This window comes from Arsukibacterium sp., from assembly GCF_018402695.1.
Taxonomy (GTDB): Bacteria; Pseudomonadota; Gammaproteobacteria; order Enterobacterales; family Alteromonadaceae; genus Alishewanella.
This window is the reverse complement of record NZ_JAGYIM010000017.1, coordinates 25,031-41,757: the sequence shown is the minus strand read 5'-3', so window position 1 is coordinate 41,757 and position 16,727 is coordinate 25,031. Positions and strand designations below refer to the sequence as shown.

At 47.5% G+C, this 16,727-nt stretch carries 19 protein-coding genes and 2 pseudogenes; 16 read left to right on the top strand and 5 right to left on the bottom strand.

Annotated features, from left to right (window positions below; all coding sequences use genetic code 11):
• Nucleotides 1-3: 3 nt before the first annotated feature.
• Complete coding sequence (locus KG631_RS10710) at nucleotides 4-444, top strand: hypothetical protein (protein WP_213999725.1); 441 nt, start codon at nucleotides 4-6, stop codon at nucleotides 442-444.
• 451 nt (nucleotides 445-895) lie between these two features.
• On the opposite strand, the pseudogene KG631_RS10705 reads toward KG631_RS10710, so the two are convergent.
• The 4 genes and pseudogenes from KG631_RS10705 to KG631_RS10685 all read right to left on the bottom strand — a co-directional run bounded on the left by KG631_RS10705 (nucleotide 896) and on the right by KG631_RS10685 (nucleotide 4,860).
• Nucleotides 896-2,425: pseudogene (locus KG631_RS10705) on the bottom strand (IS66 family transposase).
• A 49-nt stretch (nucleotides 2,426-2,474) separates the two neighbouring features.
• Nucleotides 2,475-2,822, bottom strand: a complete 348-nt coding sequence (gene tnpB / locus KG631_RS10700; protein ID WP_019677928.1) for an IS66 family insertion sequence element accessory protein TnpB — start codon at nucleotides 2,820-2,822, stop codon at nucleotides 2,475-2,477.
• Nucleotides 2,819-3,073 (bottom strand): hypothetical protein, encoded by a 255-nt coding sequence (locus tag KG631_RS10695; RefSeq protein WP_213999723.1) that lies wholly within the window; start codon nucleotides 3,071-3,073, stop codon nucleotides 2,819-2,821. The genes tnpB and KG631_RS10695 overlap by 4 nt, the downstream gene beginning before the upstream one ends.
• Before the next feature lie 747 nt (nucleotides 3,074-3,820).
• Nucleotides 3,821-4,860: pseudogene (locus tag KG631_RS10685) on the bottom strand (IS110 family transposase).
• A 640-nt stretch (nucleotides 4,861-5,500) separates the two neighbouring features.
• Here KG631_RS10685 and KG631_RS18925 point away from each other — a divergent pair.
• The 13 genes from KG631_RS18925 (at nucleotide 5,501) to wrbA (ending at nucleotide 14,946) form a co-directional block, all read left to right on the top strand.
• Nucleotides 5,501-5,971, top strand: a complete 471-nt coding sequence (locus tag KG631_RS18925) for a transposase (protein ID WP_301003755.1) — start codon at nucleotides 5,501-5,503, stop codon at nucleotides 5,969-5,971.
• Nucleotides 5,952-7,079 (top strand): transposase, encoded by a 1,128-nt coding sequence (locus tag KG631_RS10680; RefSeq protein WP_301003754.1) that lies wholly within the window; start codon nucleotides 5,952-5,954, stop codon nucleotides 7,077-7,079. Before KG631_RS18925 ends, KG631_RS10680 begins: the two co-directional genes overlap by 20 nt.
• A 209-nt stretch (nucleotides 7,080-7,288) precedes the next feature.
• Nucleotides 7,289-8,656 (top strand): serine hydrolase, encoded by a 1,368-nt coding sequence (locus tag KG631_RS10675; protein ID WP_213999718.1) that lies wholly within the window; start codon nucleotides 7,289-7,291, stop codon nucleotides 8,654-8,656.
• 120 nt (nucleotides 8,657-8,776) lie between these two features.
• The gene (locus tag KG631_RS10670) at nucleotides 8,777-9,115 is read left to right on the top strand and encodes a hypothetical protein (RefSeq protein ID WP_213999715.1); all 339 of its coding nucleotides are present in this window, start codon (nucleotides 8,777-8,779) and stop codon (nucleotides 9,113-9,115) included.
• 109 nt (nucleotides 9,116-9,224) lie between these two features.
• Entirely contained in the window at nucleotides 9,225-9,539 is a 315-nt protein-coding gene (locus KG631_RS10665) for a hypothetical protein (RefSeq protein WP_213999713.1), read from the top strand.
• Nucleotides 9,540-9,634: 95 nt separating this feature from the next.
• Complete coding sequence (locus KG631_RS10660) at nucleotides 9,635-9,988, top strand: energy transducer TonB (RefSeq protein WP_213999711.1); 354 nt, start codon at nucleotides 9,635-9,637, stop codon at nucleotides 9,986-9,988.
• Between the two features lie 136 nt (nucleotides 9,989-10,124).
• Nucleotides 10,125-10,265, top strand: coding sequence for a DUF4160 domain-containing protein (locus tag KG631_RS10655; RefSeq protein WP_365868841.1), 141 nt, complete (start codon nucleotides 10,125-10,127; stop codon nucleotides 10,263-10,265).
• 129 nt (nucleotides 10,266-10,394) lie between these two features.
• Nucleotides 10,395-10,793: a thiol-disulfide oxidoreductase DCC family protein gene (locus KG631_RS10650; RefSeq protein ID WP_213999707.1), complete on the top strand. Its 399-nt coding sequence runs from the start codon at nucleotides 10,395-10,397 to the stop codon at nucleotides 10,791-10,793.
• Nucleotides 10,790-11,272, top strand: a complete 483-nt coding sequence (locus tag KG631_RS10645) for a GNAT family N-acetyltransferase (protein WP_213999705.1) — start codon at nucleotides 10,790-10,792, stop codon at nucleotides 11,270-11,272. The genes KG631_RS10650 and KG631_RS10645 overlap by 4 nt, the downstream gene beginning before the upstream one ends.
• A complete protein-coding gene (locus KG631_RS10640) occupies nucleotides 11,250-11,609 on the top strand; it encodes a VOC family protein (protein WP_213999703.1) in 360 nt (119 codons plus the stop codon). Before KG631_RS10645 ends, KG631_RS10640 begins: the two co-directional genes overlap by 23 nt.
• Nucleotides 11,610-11,854: 245 nt before the next feature.
• Nucleotides 11,855-12,997 carry an acyltransferase family protein gene (locus tag KG631_RS10635; protein ID WP_301003767.1) on the top strand — a complete coding sequence of 381 codons (1,143 nt, stop codon included), beginning with the start codon at nucleotides 11,855-11,857 and terminating at the stop codon, nucleotides 12,995-12,997.
• A 5-nt stretch (nucleotides 12,998-13,002) separates the two neighbouring features.
• Nucleotides 13,003-14,049 carry a serine hydrolase gene (locus tag KG631_RS10630; RefSeq protein WP_213999699.1) on the top strand — a complete coding sequence of 349 codons (1,047 nt, stop codon included), beginning with the start codon at nucleotides 13,003-13,005 and terminating at the stop codon, nucleotides 14,047-14,049.
• 294 nt (nucleotides 14,050-14,343) lie between these two features.
• A complete protein-coding gene (gene wrbA / locus KG631_RS10625; RefSeq protein ID WP_213999696.1) occupies nucleotides 14,344-14,946 on the top strand; it encodes an NAD(P)H:quinone oxidoreductase in 603 nt (200 codons plus the stop codon).
• Between the two features lie 90 nt (nucleotides 14,947-15,036).
• Here the strand turns inward: wrbA and KG631_RS10620 are convergent, their stop codons facing one another.
• Nucleotides 15,037-15,780 carry a glutaredoxin gene (locus KG631_RS10620; RefSeq protein WP_213999694.1) on the bottom strand — a complete coding sequence of 248 codons (744 nt, stop codon included), beginning with the start codon at nucleotides 15,778-15,780 and terminating at the stop codon, nucleotides 15,037-15,039.
• A 116-nt stretch (nucleotides 15,781-15,896) separates the two neighbouring features.
• Here KG631_RS10620 and KG631_RS10615 point away from each other — a divergent pair, with 116 nt between their 5' ends.
• Both KG631_RS10615 and KG631_RS10610 read left to right on the top strand, forming a co-directional pair.
• On the top strand, nucleotides 15,897-16,208 hold the full coding sequence (locus tag KG631_RS10615; RefSeq protein ID WP_213999692.1) for a YkgJ family cysteine cluster protein: 312 nt from the start codon (nucleotides 15,897-15,899) through the stop codon (nucleotides 16,206-16,208).
• A 111-nt stretch (nucleotides 16,209-16,319) separates the two neighbouring features.
• Complete coding sequence (locus KG631_RS10610; protein WP_213999690.1) at nucleotides 16,320-16,697, top strand: hypothetical protein; 378 nt, start codon at nucleotides 16,320-16,322, stop codon at nucleotides 16,695-16,697.
• Nucleotides 16,698-16,727: the final 30 nt, after the last annotated feature.

Sequence of the window (16,727 nt, the reverse complement as noted above, 5' to 3'; positions counted from 1 at the left end):
ACCATGATCGACAGAGAAGCAAGAAACAGGCTGGCGGAGCTAATTCGTGCGTTGGCTTCGGGAAGAATTACGAATGACGAGTTCGAGGACGCGCTGCCTCTATCGGAAGACAATGCCGTGAAAGAGGTCTTCCATCATGGAGCTTGGTGTCTCTACAGTGATATGAAAGAGTACAGGCTCAAAGGAAAGGATGCGCTGTCAACCGAAGAGCGTTCACTTGTCGCAAGGTGGATCTTATTCCTAAAGTCAGATTACGAATACGAATGGCCGTCCGCTAGCTTTAGGGAACATGTCTTGAAACTGGTCTCTCTCGGAATATTTGGTCAAAGTACTCTCGACAAATGGCAGGCAAGCGGCGACGTTTCCTACTGGCCTTTTTTAGGCTCTGAACAATTTCAGGAAGCCAAGCATGCGAAAGGCTACCTCGGTGCTGGAAGCACATAACAATCGCAGGCACCGGGACAAAGTCTCCGCTGCGCTTCAACTTTGCCCGTGCTGCGGGCGTTAAGCAGCTTAAAAGATGAGCGATATTCAAAACATGCCCTTTTATAAAACTAGTTCATTTTTGTGCTATACAGCAATTTCAGGGTAAGCGTCTGGTCGTTACAGGTTCATGTTTAATGCCCATTAATGCACTGGTTATTTGAGTCGTTCTCAGCGCACTATTTTGTTTCAGCAGTGAAACCGTAGAATGCTATTTTGGGGGTTGCAGAATGCCATTTTTGACCCTGCTATATATTACCGTTATAACGGTAGCATATTTTTCGCTATACCTTACGTGAGTCCGTGTCCGACGACGTATGTGCATCTGGATGTTCTGATTTTAAGTGTTCGGCGAACACAGAGTAATGCGCTAATTTAAGTGTCCACTTAATTTTAGTGGACACTTATTATCTTAAATTGCGTCACCTGGCTGTGTGGTTAAATCGATATTCCAGGGTAACAACTCATCGACACGATTGATGGGGTGATTGCAGATGCGCTTGAGTACCGTGGTCAGGTAGACATTTGGATTGATGTCATTGAGTTTGGCGGTGCCGAGTATTGAGTACAACACGGCAGCCCGCTCCCCTCCGGCAGCTGAACCAGCAAACAAGTAATTTTTCCTGCCCAGGGCGATGGGCCGCAATGAGCGCTCTGCACTGTTGTTATCAATCTCAGCATAACCGTTATCCACATAGGCAACCAACGCCTCCCATTGTTTCAGAGCATAGTGGATTGCTTTGGACAGCGGCGAGCCTTTCGATAAGGTGCGCAATGTTGTCTGTAACCAGATATGGAAGCGCTCAAGGATAGGCTTGGCATGTATGCCCCGGATGTGTTGTCGTTCATCCGGTGGTTGGCCGCGCGCCTGTTTCTCAATCACATAGAGGGATTGGATAGTGGTTATCGCTTCATCAGCTAACGGCGAAGGGCCTGTTTGGGTGATGTCATAGAACTTCCGCCGCACGTGTGCCCAACAACCGTGCTGGGTTATTTGCCGTTGGTATAATTCGTTGTAACCGGCATAAGCATCGGCCTGCAGTGAGCCTTTGTAGCCTTTTAAATGCGCCGTGGGATGGATGCTTTTACGGTCTTCACTGTATTGCAGCCAAACCGCTGGCGCTGTGGTATCTCCCAGGGGCGACCATCACGCACATAAGTCCAGTAACGTCCGGTTTGGGTGCGGCCTTTACCGGGTGATAGCGTCGGTGCGGTGGTGTCATCGGCATGCACGTGGTTGGCAGCTTTCACATGGCGTCCGATGGCATCAGCCAGTGGCGTGAGTAAGGCGCCAGTTTGTCCTACCCAGTCTGCCAGAGTAGAGCGTTCAACATCAATCCCTTCACGTTCCATCTGCTCAGCCTGGCGGTACAGCGGTTGATGGTCGAGGTATTTATCGACAATAACCTGTGTGAGCAACGCTGCACTGGCCAGTCCTTTTTTAATCACACGCTCAGGCGCTTGGCCTTGAACCAGTGTGTCGCAGTGCTGGCAGCTGAACTTTGGCCGCACAATGCGGATAACCCGGTAAGATGCCGGTACCACATCCAGCATTTCAGAGACATCATCACCGATATGGGTTAATTCGCCCTGACATCCCGGACACTGGCAGGCGGCTTCAACACGCAACTCTTCTCGCGGCAATTGTGCAGGCAGAGAAGCGCGTCGACGTGGCGTCGCTTTGTCCCTCTGTTGCCGGTGCAACTAGCTTAGGTAAGGCACTGGTCTGCATCTCCAGCTCTTCAAGTTGTAATTCCAACTGATGAATTTGCTTGTCGAGATGCTCGGACGAACGCCCGAAGCGGGCACGTTTTAACACGGATAACTGGTGGCGTAACGAGGCAATAACGGTATCCTGCTGGGCAAGCGTTGACTGCAGTTGAAGGATAATTTCCTGCAACTGTTTCGGGTCATTGGGTAAGTGAGATGCCATCGCTTTCATGCGGTACATGATAGCATAAATCGGAATCTAACTCATTGATTAATTGCACTTATGCAGCATTTTTTGGTGTGTTTTTTCTGGCAGGCGGGCGCCAGTCTAAGCCTTCCAGTAGCAGCGCCAATTCGGCCTGCGTTAAGTGCACTACACCGGTTTTTGCGGTGGGCCACACGAACCGCCCCTGCTCCAGGCGTTTGTAAAATAAACACAACCCCTGACCATCCCACCATAGCAGTTTAACCCTGTCCCCACGCCGCCCACGAAACACAAACACATGCCCGCTAAAAGGGTCTTTCTGCAACACATGCTGTGCCATGGCCGCCAGGCCATCAAAGCCCTTGCGCATATCGGTGTAACCGGCACACAGCCATACACGCAGCTCATGGGATAAGGTAATCATGACAACGCCGCCACCAATTGCTGCAACATACCCGGTGTTGCCTCATGCAATACCAGTTGGTGACCACTGCGAAACGACACCGTTATGGCAGGTTTATGTAGTGCCTGCGGTGTCTCAACCGCCCGGATACTGACAGGAAGGAATGGTGTGGGGGCAGCTTGCGTATCCACTTCACCTTTAGCGCGCCTGACCCACAAAGCCTTACCGACGTTAACTTCCCGCACCCAGCGAAATACCTGGTTGGTATTCACATCGTTTTGCGCGCTAACTCAGAGACCGACAGCGTACGTTCTTTCGATTCCTGAACGAGCTGCCATTTAAACTCGGCCGAAAAGGCCCGGCGCGCATCGGATTGTTTTAATACGGGCATTCATAACTCTCACGGTTAATAACAGTGACAGCTATGATGCGTGATCAGTCAGCAAATAAAAGATGTGATGGCCGGACGCTTACATTTCAGGCTTGGTTTTGATTGTAAGTTTAATATTTAGCGATGTAACTGGCCTGGACGTATTGTGGGTCTTTTTACTTTATATTTATTCTAATAGCTGGATATACTGCTTTATTTTTGAGACGAAGAATGTATATACCCGCAGGCGAACTAAAGCTCGGAGAGCATGATATATACAGGTTCATTGTATTTGCCTTAGGGGTAGCTTTGACTTTAAGTATATTGCTCAGTATTAATGGTGTATTCCAGCATGCTTAACAATCCGTCTATGGACTCCCCCTCTATTGCAAGAACAAAGTGATCAAACTTGGCGGTGAATGACTGCATACGTCTATTCGGCTCGTGAGTTTCATGGTGTTAGCCATGCTCCAGCCCTGATAACTTTCGCGCATGGGTGCCTCATCGCATCAACGGTAATGAATACCGGGATTGTTATCAGGCCCTTCCTGTGCACGGTCGTTGCCGCTTTGTTTTATCCGCTTTGTAGTGCAATTCTTTGGTTGAGAGTTGTCGTTAACTTACTGTTTTACTACATTGTATTGCTACATCATGTTGATAAGCCTTGCGCATCTTGCCGCTGCTGTTTTGCCATAATTGCCCAGAGCATTCTGGCCTGTTTTGCGGCGATAGCGACTGCCACGACATTGTTTGGCCGTCGCTCTTGCAGCTTATAAATCCATTCAAACATCGGTGTCGTTTGTGTGGATTTTTGAGCTCTGCTCGCTGCCAGCATTACTGTTCGGGCGCCTTGCACCAGCAGTGTTCGCAAATAACGGTCGCCACGTTTGGTAATGGCTCCGAGCTGTGTTTACCACCCGATGAATTCTGTCTTGGTACTAAACCGAGCCAGGCGGCAAATTGCCGGCCGTTTTTAAATACTGACACATCGCCGGCCGTTGCTACTGCTGCACTGGCGGTAACGCTACCGACACCACAGACCTCGAGTAGTGCTTTTGCTGTGCTATCTTGCTTACTCCAGCTTTCAATCCGTTTGTTAAGTGCAGTAATCCGCGTCTCCAAATCAGTCAGCCTATCAGCTAAATCCGCAATGCTTTGGCGAAACAGCAGTGGCAAGGTTTCCGATTCAGCCACCAAGGGTAATGTCTTGGCTAACGCTGCACGGCCCTGATTAATTACGATACCAAATTCGTGCAGGTAGCTGCGGATTTGGTTCATCAGTGAAGTGCGCTCACGCACCCATTGGTCACGCATACGATGCATGACTAATACTGCTTGTTGTGATTCTGATTTAACTGCTACAAAGCGCATATTGGGCCTGGTCAACGCTTCGCAAATGGCTTCGGCATCATTGGCATCGTTTTTACCGCCACGGCGGTAAGGTGCGACATATTGCGGTGTCATCAGCTTTACCGTATGGCCTAGTTTAGTGAGTTCACGCGCCCAATAATGTGCGCCACCACAGGCTTCAATACCAATGAGCATCGGTGGTTTATTGGCATAAAAGCGCAGCATTTCGCCTCTGGCTAACTTCTTTACCATCGATGTTTCACCGGATTTAGCATTAACGCCATGAATTTGAAACACCAGCTTTGCAATATCAACCCCACAACGTATAGACTGTTCCATGCGACTTCCCCTCACTTGTGACTGTTTGTTTTGACGCTCTCAGTTTGGCACATCGATGCCGGATAGTGAGGGGGAGTCCATGTTATTGCGTCATTCAGGGCCTCTGGCCCCTGCGATGCTCACAAGTTCGCGCGCATGCGCGGGGTGTTAGGGAACAATTTGAGTATCGAGAATTATCAGAAACTAAAGTTCCGCTACAAAGCTTACTTTGTATTCATTTGTTGGGGGGGAATAGTCTTAGGTTTTTACCCCGCATTACAATATGCGCTGTGGCTTGAAAGTTTATTTCTGACTTCAGAGAGAAGTGGTTGGTTTGACTTTTTGTACCTAACAGGTTTTTTTATTTGTGTTGGTGTTGGCTGGCTCATAGTTACTTGGATTATATGTAAGTTCAAAGGTTGGCAATGGAGACAAGCAATTGATTACTTTATTAAGTATAAAAACCTTCCAAAGCACTGGCTAAAGGAGTAAGTGGTGTTGTTCCCTAACAATCGCCATCAAAAACGCGCCCTTTGGGCGCTCGACTCGCAACACGTTGCTCGCGTTTGTGGCGGGCGTTGAGGCTGTAGAAAAACCTCTTTTCAGCTGATCAAGTTTGTGATCAAATAGCGTTGTCTGATTAAAAAGTGGACAACGCCTAATGCCTAAATACATTCCTTACGATTACAACCAGAGCGCCATGGTAGTGATTAATTATCTCGACCAACTGCAGCCCGGCACTTTTGAACATGCTATTCATTACCTGATTGATAACAAATTCGACCTGTCGATATTTCACTGCAAATACCAGAATGAAGATAACGGCCGCCCGGCGTATGACCCGGCGGTGCTTTTGAAAATCATTTTGTTTGCTTACTCCAAAGGTATTACCTCTAGCCGCGAAATACAGTGGTGCTGCGAAACCAACATCATCTTTAAAGCGCTGTCTTGCGATACCGTACCGCACTTTACGACGATAGCGGCCTTTGTTAGTAGCTCGTCAATACAAATTGCCCAGTTGTTTGAGCAGGTGTTGCTGGTGTGCCATCAGCAGGGTTTGCTGGGCAACGAACTGTTCGCGATAGACTGGAAGGCCAGCCCCGGGATGCAAAATGTCTTCGAATGCCGCTAAGGAATGGTCTGGCACATTTAAAGAGTTGGCGGCAAAGCGGGATAAGTTAAAGCGGCAAATCCGCTACCACTTGGAGCAACATAAAAAGCTGGATGAGCAAGCCAGTGCAGATGAAGTGCGTAAAGCCCGGCACCAGCAAAGCATAGACACGCTGAATAAGGCGCATGACAAGATTACTGACTTTTTAAAGACCGCCAGTCCACGGATGGGCCGGGGCAAAAAACGCACGGAAGTGAAAAGTAACATCACCGATAATGAATCAGCCAAAATGACCACCAGCAAAGGCACCATTCAGGGCTATAACGGCGTGGCAGCGGTGGATAAGAAGCATCAGATTATTGTGGACGCGCAAGCCTTCGGTGAAGGGCAAGAGCACCACACCTTAGTGCCGGTGCTGGAAAAGATAAAACAGCGCTATAAAAGTATGGGGATAAGCGACAATATCTTTGCCGGTAACACTATCGTGACGGCCGACACCGGTTTTGCTAATGAGGCTAACAACCATTACCTGTATCAGCAGCAAATAAACGGCTATGTGCCGGATAACCAGTTTAGAAAACGTGACCCGAAATTCAGCGAGCAAAAGCAAAAATACGGCAAGCGGCATCAGGACAAGGCAAAGGGGCAAAAGCCTATCTTCCCCTCCAGTGTTTTTGAGTTTGACCCGATAGCCATGACCTGTATTTGCCCGGCGGGAAAATCGTTACCCTGTCGGGGCACCAGGCCAGAGCCGGACGGCCAACAACGCGCTTTGTTTGGCGGTCGGCTGTTGCAATGCAGGCACTGTGATTTAAAAGAGCAATGTATGCTCACACCAGAGTCAGCCAATCACCGAAACGGTAATGGCCGTCAGGTGTCATTTTTACTCAAAGCCAATGCACCACCGAATTACACCGACTGGATGAAACAGCGGGTAGATAGTGAGGCAGGCAAGCAGATATACAGCCATAGAATGTCGGTAGTGGAGCCGGTGTTTGGCAATATCGGCACCAATAAAAGGCTAAACCGGTTTAGTTTGCGCGGCAAAACCAAAGTGCAAGGCCAATGGCAGTTGTATTGTTTAGTGCATAATTTGGAGAAGGTAAGTCGATACGGTAAGTTAGGGTAAACAGGCTGTCGATAGTGCCCAACAAGGCCAACTAAAGCAGCTGTTTAAGTGAAATGGCATCCAATAAATCTTGTCTTGAAATTCCCGCCAAAAGCATGCAAAGTCGCTAACAAATAATAAACAGAATAGCCTGAGTAGAAATGCTGTGCACTTAACAGGTTTTTCTACAGGCTCGTTAGGTGCTATATAAGTCTCAGTAAGGAATTCTTGTGTTAAGGATAATTTTATTTACCATTTTCTTGTTTATATTCTCAGCCACTACTTATGCAAATCAGGCTAGTAATATTCAAAAATTAGTTAAGCAATATCAAGAGCTTGGCTGGTTTTCAGGAAACGTACTTGTATTTGAAAATCAAAACAAAATTTTCGAATCATCCGTAGGCTACGCCAACTTAGATGAAGGGATAAAACATCAAGCAGATACTCTATTTGATATAGGTTCAATTCAAAAAGATTTAACCGCTGTTTTAGTGTTGCAAGCAGTTGATGACGGTTTAATCGGGCTTGATGAACCGTTAGTCAAATACGTTTCAGATCTTCCAATTGATATTTCAAACAAGGTTAAAGTTGTCCATTTATTGCGACATACATCAGGCATCCCTGATGTTTTTAATGCTGAATACCGGACAAACTTTCGCCTTTACGACACTATTGCTAAGACAATTACGTTGGTGAATGATTCAGAGCTATTGTTTGAACCAGGCAGTGACCGGCGGTATTCAAATATGGGCTATGTTCTTCTTGGCGCAATTCTAGAGAAAGCCTACAACAAAGATTATTGGGCGCTTGTTGAAATAATGATTATGTCTAAAGTGCGTGCCACTTCTCTTGAAACTGGAGTAATGCCAAAGGTTATGGCTGAACTTTATCATTTCAATTATGACGGTCAGCAAGTTCTAGTCGATAAGGATCAAAGAGAGCATAAAGGTCCAGCCGGAGGAGGTTTTTATTCTGCTACAGACTTAATGTTGTTCTATCAACAACTTTTTAATGGGAAACTTTTATCCAAATCTTCATTGACCTTTTTTAAAAACTTACAAAAAGATAATTCACAATGGGTTGCGTTTGGTGGGGGTAAAGGTGTAAGCACCGCAGTAGAAATAAATTTCCTAAGTGGAGTATGGGTTTGCGTACTTGCTAACACTGACGGTTTAGTAGCTGAAGAGATCTCTGGTCGAATCATGGGGTTAATGCATGAGGGTGAAATTGAAGCACCTCGTGTTCCTCCTTCGACTTTTGCCTATAAATTGTACGAGCAAATTGGCAAGAAAAGGTTTAATGAAGAGTTTAAGCCTAGATATAAAGCTGAAGGATACGACACTTTTATTGGTCGAGTGTTGACGGATTTGGGTAGAAATTTAATTAGTGCTGGAAAACCTGAAGAATCAATCTTCTTCTTTGAGTATTTAACTGAAAACTTTCCCGAAATGCCAGAGGTTTATGATGGCCTTGCGCTAGGCTATTTTAGTTCGGGATATCATAAAGAGGCGTTAAACGCTTTTCAAAAATCCGTTGTAATGAAACCAGATTACCAGAGCCTTTTTCATCCAACTAACTATGTTGTTAATTTAGAATAGTCGCAACTTAACAAGCGCATGTTTCGGACAAATTTCCGCTGCGCTCCAATTTGTCGCAAATGCGCATAACCGAGTGTCTACTTTTTATGGGTAAGAACAGTATTGTAAGGAATTGATGATTTGGCTGTTTATTTAGAATCTTTTTACACAACACTAATGGGTGGTTTGGTTATATTTTCTGATTTTTTAGTCCCAGTACTGATGGTTGCAGGTTTATTTCTGCTGTCATGGCAATTTGTGCAGTATCAAAAAAGAATTCGTTACTTGGAGATCACATTAGGTGCACTCATTAAGCTTGCTGGTATTGAGTTAAATGACCCCACTTTTGTCCCTCCTGAAGTGCGTAAGGCCCTAGATGAAGGCCATAGATTAAAAGCCATCAGGCTTTATCGAAAATTCACAGGTGCAAATTTAAAAGAAGCAATAGAGGTCGTGGATGTATTGCTCAAAAAAACATAAAAATACGCATCACTTGCTCCTGTTGGTCGCTGGGACACCAACCCAGCTACGCGTCTCAACGCCCGTGTGCTTTGCGATACGCTTGATTTTGCCAGCAACGGATTGAATATTGGAAAGTGATCAGCTAATTAAAAAATCTGTCGGAGTTGTTATTTCCATTCCGCTAGTTGTACCGTTGTGTTTAATGATGGCCTGGCCAGTTATGCTTTATGCTTCTATTGGTCTTTGGGACGCGCATGAGTCCGTTGCAACGTGGAAGGACCCATTTTATGCCTCTATTATGGCTTTTTATCCCATTCCCGTGCTATTTGGTTTGTATTTTTGTACCCGAGGGATTGTTAAAGGAATACCGCTTCAATCTGCACTTGGGACGGTTATTGGTTATATACCTTTCGCTTGCTTCACTTTATTTTGGTTCATCTAATGCGTATCAAAAAAATATTATCGCCAGCAAACAGCGCTGGCTGCGTCGTCAACTCGCTGCGCCGCTTTCCGCGCTAAATTTGGGCGTTCTATGCCATGATGATTGAGATACTTTTCGCTTCAACACTGCTTACGTTCGTTGTAACCGATGAATATGAGGTTGAGTCTTGTTCTGATGAGAAATTTGAACTGCTTAGTGCGATTATTCCTAGGTGGCCTATGTATACTGAAAGGTTTAGCGGATTAGGTTTTGTCGATATTCGAGTCATGGTTGACGATAGCGGTAAGGTAGCTGAAACAGTTATCACTGACTCTATGCCTTTTAGATTATTTGATAGGGAGTCTTTGAGGGCAGTCAGAACTTGGCAATTTAATCGGTCAAGCTATAAAGAGCGCTGTTTCGACATAAGGTTTAAGTTTGATTTTGATAAGTTCAATGAGCCAGAGTAAGTGGCATATAGCAAACAAGTTCTATCGCCAACAAAAAAATGCTGGCGGGCTTCCACTAGCCGGCCTTTTCTTCACTTGGCTAGGCAATAGCCGCCACTAAATATTGGCTTTATGCCAGATTTGACTCCTCGTGTTGATGCAATATGATGAAGCTATGCTTTTCAGTGGGATGAATACGATGCCAGTAATCAGCCGATTTTACGGAATTTGGATTGCTATGTATTTTAACGATCACAATCCACCGTATTTTCATGCAGAATATTCTGGTTGTAGTTGATAGAACCATACTGGCGCCGAGCCAGAGCAGGAGAACCTCTTAATTACACAGCACCACTAGTGCAAATTATAGCCATGCTGGCATGGTTCAACATTATTGGCTAGGGTTTGCGACAACGACACAGCAATTATGAATAACAGACACTTAGTGGTATTTGATGGCGTATGTAACTTTTGCAATGGCGCGGTTAACTTTATTATTAAACGCGATCCTGCGGCACACTTTGTGTTTACGCCGATGCAAAGCGAACTGGCAAAACAAACAATGCATGCCTATGGTATCAGTGACACCGGGCCAGATACCTTTTTACTGGTTAAAAATGGTAAAGCCTATGTCTGGTCTGATGCGGCCCTGGAAATAACCAAAGACCTCAGTGGCTACTGGTACTTATTCAACATATTAAAAGTGGTGCCTCGCTCCGCCAGGGATTGGTGTTATCGTTTGTTTGCCCGCAACCGTTACAAACTGTTTGGCAAAGCAAATGAGTGCAGAGTGCCGACTGAGGCTGAAAAAGACCGGTTTTTATGAATATTGAGCAAGCCACTGCGGCAGATTTGGCAGAAGTAAGTACCTGGTTAAGCAGCGCTGATGACTGCCGGACCTGGGCCGGACCGCGGGTAAGCTACCCGTTAACGCCAGTGCAGCTGGCCGCTGAAATTATGTTTTGCCCGGATAATGCTTATTGTTATAAAACACAGAGCAGCCTGGCTGGTTTCGGTCAGCTGATTAATATTAATGATGCCTGTTATCACCTGGCCAGAATTATTACTAACCCAGCGTGGCGGGGGCAGGGCGTTGCCCGGGAGTTATGCCGTCAGCTGATTAAGCTGGCCTGGCAACGCGGTGCAGAGCAACTCAGCCTGAACGTTTACCGGCACAATGTGCGGGCACAGGCGCTTTATCAAAGCCTGGGGTTTTGCGAACAGCCCGAAAAATCAGATGCTAATATGGTCTATATGCTACTGGACAACGAGGACCTGAATAATGAAACAGACTGGCAAAATTAATTATCTGGAGATGCCGGCGCGCGATTTGGCACAAACCAAAATATTTTTCAGTACCGTGTTTGGCTGGGAGTTTATCGATTATGGCCCGGACTACATGGCAATAGCGAATGCTGGCTTAGATGGCGGTTTTTTTAAATCAGACAAGGTTGCGACTACCCGCAATGGCAGTGTGCTGGTGGTGTTGTATAGTAGCGAGCTGGAACACACTCTGGATAAAGTAACAGGGGCCGGCGGCCAGATAATCCAGAGCATTTTTGACTTTCCCGGCGGACGCCGCTTTCACTTTACAGACCCAAACGGCAACGAATATGCGGTTTGGTCTGAACCCTATGCGTAATCAGGCCATCAGATGTAATTTAACTTTTAAGGTTTCAGGTCTCTGGGTTAACGCAGGTCAACACGCCCTAGTGAAAAGGAGAAGACACTCATGGATATTAGCTACCGAACCGGCTACGGATCCCTGGAGGTCACTCTAAGCGGAAAGTTGACTGCTTAGTTGCAGTTGTTCAACGTAAATTATGCTAACTTCCGGAATATACCGCCAACACATACAGCGATGATGGAGCAACAGGAAAGGATGTGATGCAAGCAAAATGGCTGAGACAAGCCAGGGGGCAATTGTGGTCATGGCTGGCTCGTCCTCCTGCAATCCCCGGACAGACTGAACGTATTTGCTCGGTTGATCTGGCCCGGGGCATTGCTGTTGCGCTGATGATACTCAGCCATAGTGTCATTGGTATGCTGAGCTTTGACGAGTTGCCGGGCTATGGACAGATCCCAATCCATCTGATCACCAAGTTTTCGTCTTCTACCTTTGTTATGGTATTCGGTATTGCCCTTGCTGTGGCGTTTCTGCCCCGGGTTGGCACAAAGCAATGGCCTCGCCTCCGGCTGAAATTGCTGCTAAGCGGCGTGGTAGTCTTCTTCTGGTACAAAGTGCTGACGGTGGCTGAAATGCTTTACCTGTTTCAGCCTGCAGATATTGTCGACACGTTGCTATATCGCGACTTTCCGTCCTTTGTAGAAATCCTTGGTTTTTATGCCTTTGCCTTGATGTGGGTGCCGTTCCTGTTGCCACTGTGGCGCCGCACGCCGTTGATTTTAAGGTTGTTGAGCCCGGCTGCGCTGGCATTGCTGGGTGTTTGGGTAGCAGATAATGTGACCTTCTGGGGCAGCCAGCAGCTACGAGCCATTTTTGTGGAGGATGACGACTATTACGTCTGGGGGCAGTTGACTCGCGGACCACTGGTGCTGCTGGGCTTGTTAATTGGGGAGGCGCTGCTGTGGTGTCACGGCAAATTGCGTTGGCGTCTGTCACTGGCGGGGGCTTTGTTACTGGTGTCAAGCTTACTCTTTCTGTCTCTTTGGTGGCTGGCCTCGCCGGAACTGGCGCAAGCTCTTGCTCTGATTGCCGCCAACGTGGGTAAGCACCCACCGGATCTGCCGTTTATGCTGTTTTCTATGGCGGGCGCGTTTCTGATTATTGGCCTTTGTGTGGCGGGTGGCCCCTTGCTCTCGAAGGTGTTGTATCCACTAACGGTGATTGGGTCCAATGCCCTGCAAGCGTTTATTTTTCACATTGTTGTTATTTTTGTGGGCTTTCGTTATCTGATGGGCTATTGGCAGAATGTCGAGTACCACTTCGTGTTGATGCTGACGTTGGGCCTGATCCTGGCCACCGCTGTTTGGATCAAGCTTGTTGAATTTGTGAAAGTATATAGGTGAGAGTTATGACAAGCCGAATAGTGCGATTTGTGCTGCTGCCGCTAATGCTGTTACCGTTGATGGCACCGTCCGTTGCGGCTTCCTCCTGGCAGACACGCCTGGCTAATGATCTTGCGGCAGCCGACCGGGCTTTTTCCGGTGATCTCAGTGTGTACATCAAGGACATCGACAGCGGCGAGGAGGTAGCGTTACGTGCCGACTCGCCTTGGTATCTGGCTTCCAGCGTCAAGGTGTTCATCGCTGTTGCGCTCTACTCCCAGGTGGAGCAGGGCAAGTTGACACTTGATGATAAGGTAACGCTGGACTACTCGGATTATGTTGATGGTGCGGGCAATACCAACTGGTCCGAGGTTGGTACGGTATTCACCCTGCATCAGCTTTACCGAAAAATGGTGATCGAAAGTGATAACACCGCCACAGACATGGTGATCCGCACCTTGGGGCTGGACAACATTAACAACACTATTGCGGCACTGGAACTGAATTATGTTGGCCCGATCACCACCTTGGCCGATGTGCGGCGTCTGGCCTACAGCGAGTTTCATAAGGGGGCGCATGAATTTGCATCTACCGAGTTTTTCCGCATCCAGAAAGCCAGCGATCCTGAAGGTCGGGCTAATGTAATTGCTGAATTGTTTGGGGTAACGCGGGCAGAACTGGGACAGCCAGACCTGGACAGCGCCTTTGACGCCTATTACGCTACTACCTATAACTCTGGCTCGATGCGTGGCGTGGGGCAATATCTGGAGCTGTTGGTTGGCGGGGCGCTATTGTCTGAGAAGTATACCGCCAAACTGCTGGATACGATGGAGTCCATTACGACCGGTGGTAATCGTCTGCAGGCAACCCTGCCGGAGGGTATTCGTTTTGCGCATAAAACCGGCACTCAGCACCGGCGAGCCTGTGATGTTGGCATAGTGTGGGCAAAACCGAACCGCAAGCGGCCTGTGGTTGTCGCTGCCTGCACACGCGGGCCATTGAGTACCGCCGAGGCGGAAGCGGCTTTACGCGCTGTTGGCACAGCAATAACCCGCTCGGGTCTGCTCGATTAGCACAACGGCTGTGTATCTGGACATCTCATATTATATGTCCTGCCAAAAGCATGCAGAGTTATTAACGAATAGTAAACAGAGAAGTCGTGCTGAAAATGTTCAATAGAAGGTAAGGTTTGTTCGGTTGTTAACAGATGTCGGGGTCAGCGTAATATGGATAATGCGCCAATCATATTAACGTCAGCCAGCGAGTGCGGGCAGAGAACAGGGTATTAGTGCTCCCGGTGGTCTATGCTTACAGGGCTAATATCAGCTTAGCCCTATTGCAAAACCAGCTAAAACAGGAGGAGCAACATGACAAAAATTCTCGTTCTTTACTACAGTATGTATGGTCACGTTGAAACCATGGCACAAAAAGTAGCGGAGGGCGCCCGCAGCGTCAGTGGTACTGACGTTACTCTCAAGCGCGTGCCCGAGCTTATGCCGGAAGAGGTGGCACGAAAAGCTGGCGCCAAGCTTGACCAGACTGCCGATGTCGCCAGTCCGGACGAGCTGGCAGATTATGACGCTGTTATCTTTGGCACTCCGACCCGCTTTGGCAACATGTGCGCCCAAATGCGTAACTTCTTTGACCAGACAGGCGCATTGTGGGCCGGTGGTAAACTTGTCGGCAAAGTGGGCAGCGTTTTTACCTCTACAGCTACTCAGCATGGCGGTCAGGAAACGACTATAACGTCTGTGCACACTACGTTGCTGCACCATGGCATGATCATTGTCGGCGTACCTTATTCCTGTCAGGAATTAAGTAACATGGATGAAATTACCGGCGGCACACCTTATGGTGCCAGTACTCTTGCTGGCAGTGATGGTAAACGACAACCGTCCGACAATGAGTTAAAAATTGCTTATTTTCAGGGTGCTCATGTAGCTAAAGTTGCGCTTAAACAAGCCGGCTGACGGTTAATCTGCTACAGCGAAAAAGGGCCGGGAAACACAACGAACACAGGCCCTTTTAGTCCTAATACTGGCCGCACCGGCTATGTTGCTTTAAAAAAGTGCCTTACCAAGCATCCAGCAGCCGGCGGCAATCATAAAGAGGTTTTCTGTTAACGAGACAAAGCCTAACGGAACGTCACTGTTGCCGCCAACGCAGGCACATTTCAATTCCCGTTTATCAATGTAAACGGCTTGACATACTGAAATACCACCAACCACCCCGATGAATAAGGCAACGGGTGCCACCACAAACGCTGATAAACCAGCCAGCATGCCAATACCCGCATAGGCTTCGGCAAACGGGTAAATATAGGCATAGCGCACCCAACGTTGGGCCAATAAGTCGTAACCTAAAAACTGGTTGCTGAAGGCTTCGACATCCTGCAATTTCTGTAGCGCCAGCAGGGCCATGCTGCAGGCCACAAAATTTTCGACACTCGCTATCGACAGCAGGGCAATGCCCATTGTCCAGTTTATTGCCAGGGCCATCAGCAGTGCGATGGCAAATATCGCGATAACCGGCCGGTAAGCCGCGGCAAACTTATCAGCGGGTTGGGTTTTATTAAAATAATCCAGTAATTGGTCATAACCGCCAATCCGTTTATCGTCAATAAAGGTTTGTGGCGTGGTGTCTACCTGATGCTGTTGCTTGAACTTTTCAGTTTGCTCCTTGTTACTCAGGTGGTTATCTTTAACCTGATAGCCCTGACGCTGCAGTAACGCTTTAGATTTCAGCCCAAAGGGACAAATATGCTCGTCAGTTACCATCCGATAAAGTGTGGCTGTTTTTGCCATAAGCGCTCCTTTTCCGGTTAAGTGTTAACCTTAGTTGCTTACTGTGCCAATGCAAGGTATCAGTTGTTAAGGCGACAACGGTTGCTTCTACCTTAGCTGGCGGGCTAAACTTAGTTATGACTATTCCCATTACCACAATCACCTCCGTACTGACACCGGTAACAGTAAGCTGTGCCAACTGCCAGGCGTGTTGCTGCCGCCTGGAAGTAATGATAATTTCTGACACTGGCGTGCCTGATCATCATATCGCAGTCGATCATTGGGGCGGTGAAACCATGTTACGGCTGGCTGATGGCTGGTGTTCTGCGTTAGATCGCGATACATATCGCTGCACGATTTATGAACAGCGGCCGTGGGTTTGCCGGGAATTTGCATTAGCGTCAGACGATTGCCTGACAGAGCGGGCGGTGCATGGTCTGGATTGCTAGCTTGGGAATTCGCAGTGTTGTAGCGGGCTTTTTTTGGTCGCAAGATTGCAAAACTATCGTTTTCTGTTTAGATTGGATAGCATAATTAGCAACAGATGGCAGGGAATAACAATGAAAAAATGGTTAGGTGCCGCAGTGGCCGCGTTGATTGTAACTGCACCGGTACAGGCAGATACCCAGGATTACAAATTGATAACCGTAGCAGGTTATTTAAATTTTTATCTGTTGAATATTAATGCCTGTCAGGATTTTCACCCGCAGGTACGTCAGGCAGCGTATGACGCTGAACAAATATTGTATCCCTGGTTAGAGAAACTGCACACTAAACTTGGTGATGGTAAGCAGGTCGCTGAAATTGTCTTAAAGCGTCGGGCGATGTTAAACAGCCAGATAGGTGAGGGTGACTTTACTCTGGACCATTGTCAGGCCATTGTTAAAATTTTAAATGAAGACGGTTTGGACAAAACCTTGCTGGCAAATCTGGACTAATGCCGGTATAAGCGGCTACTATCGCCGCCT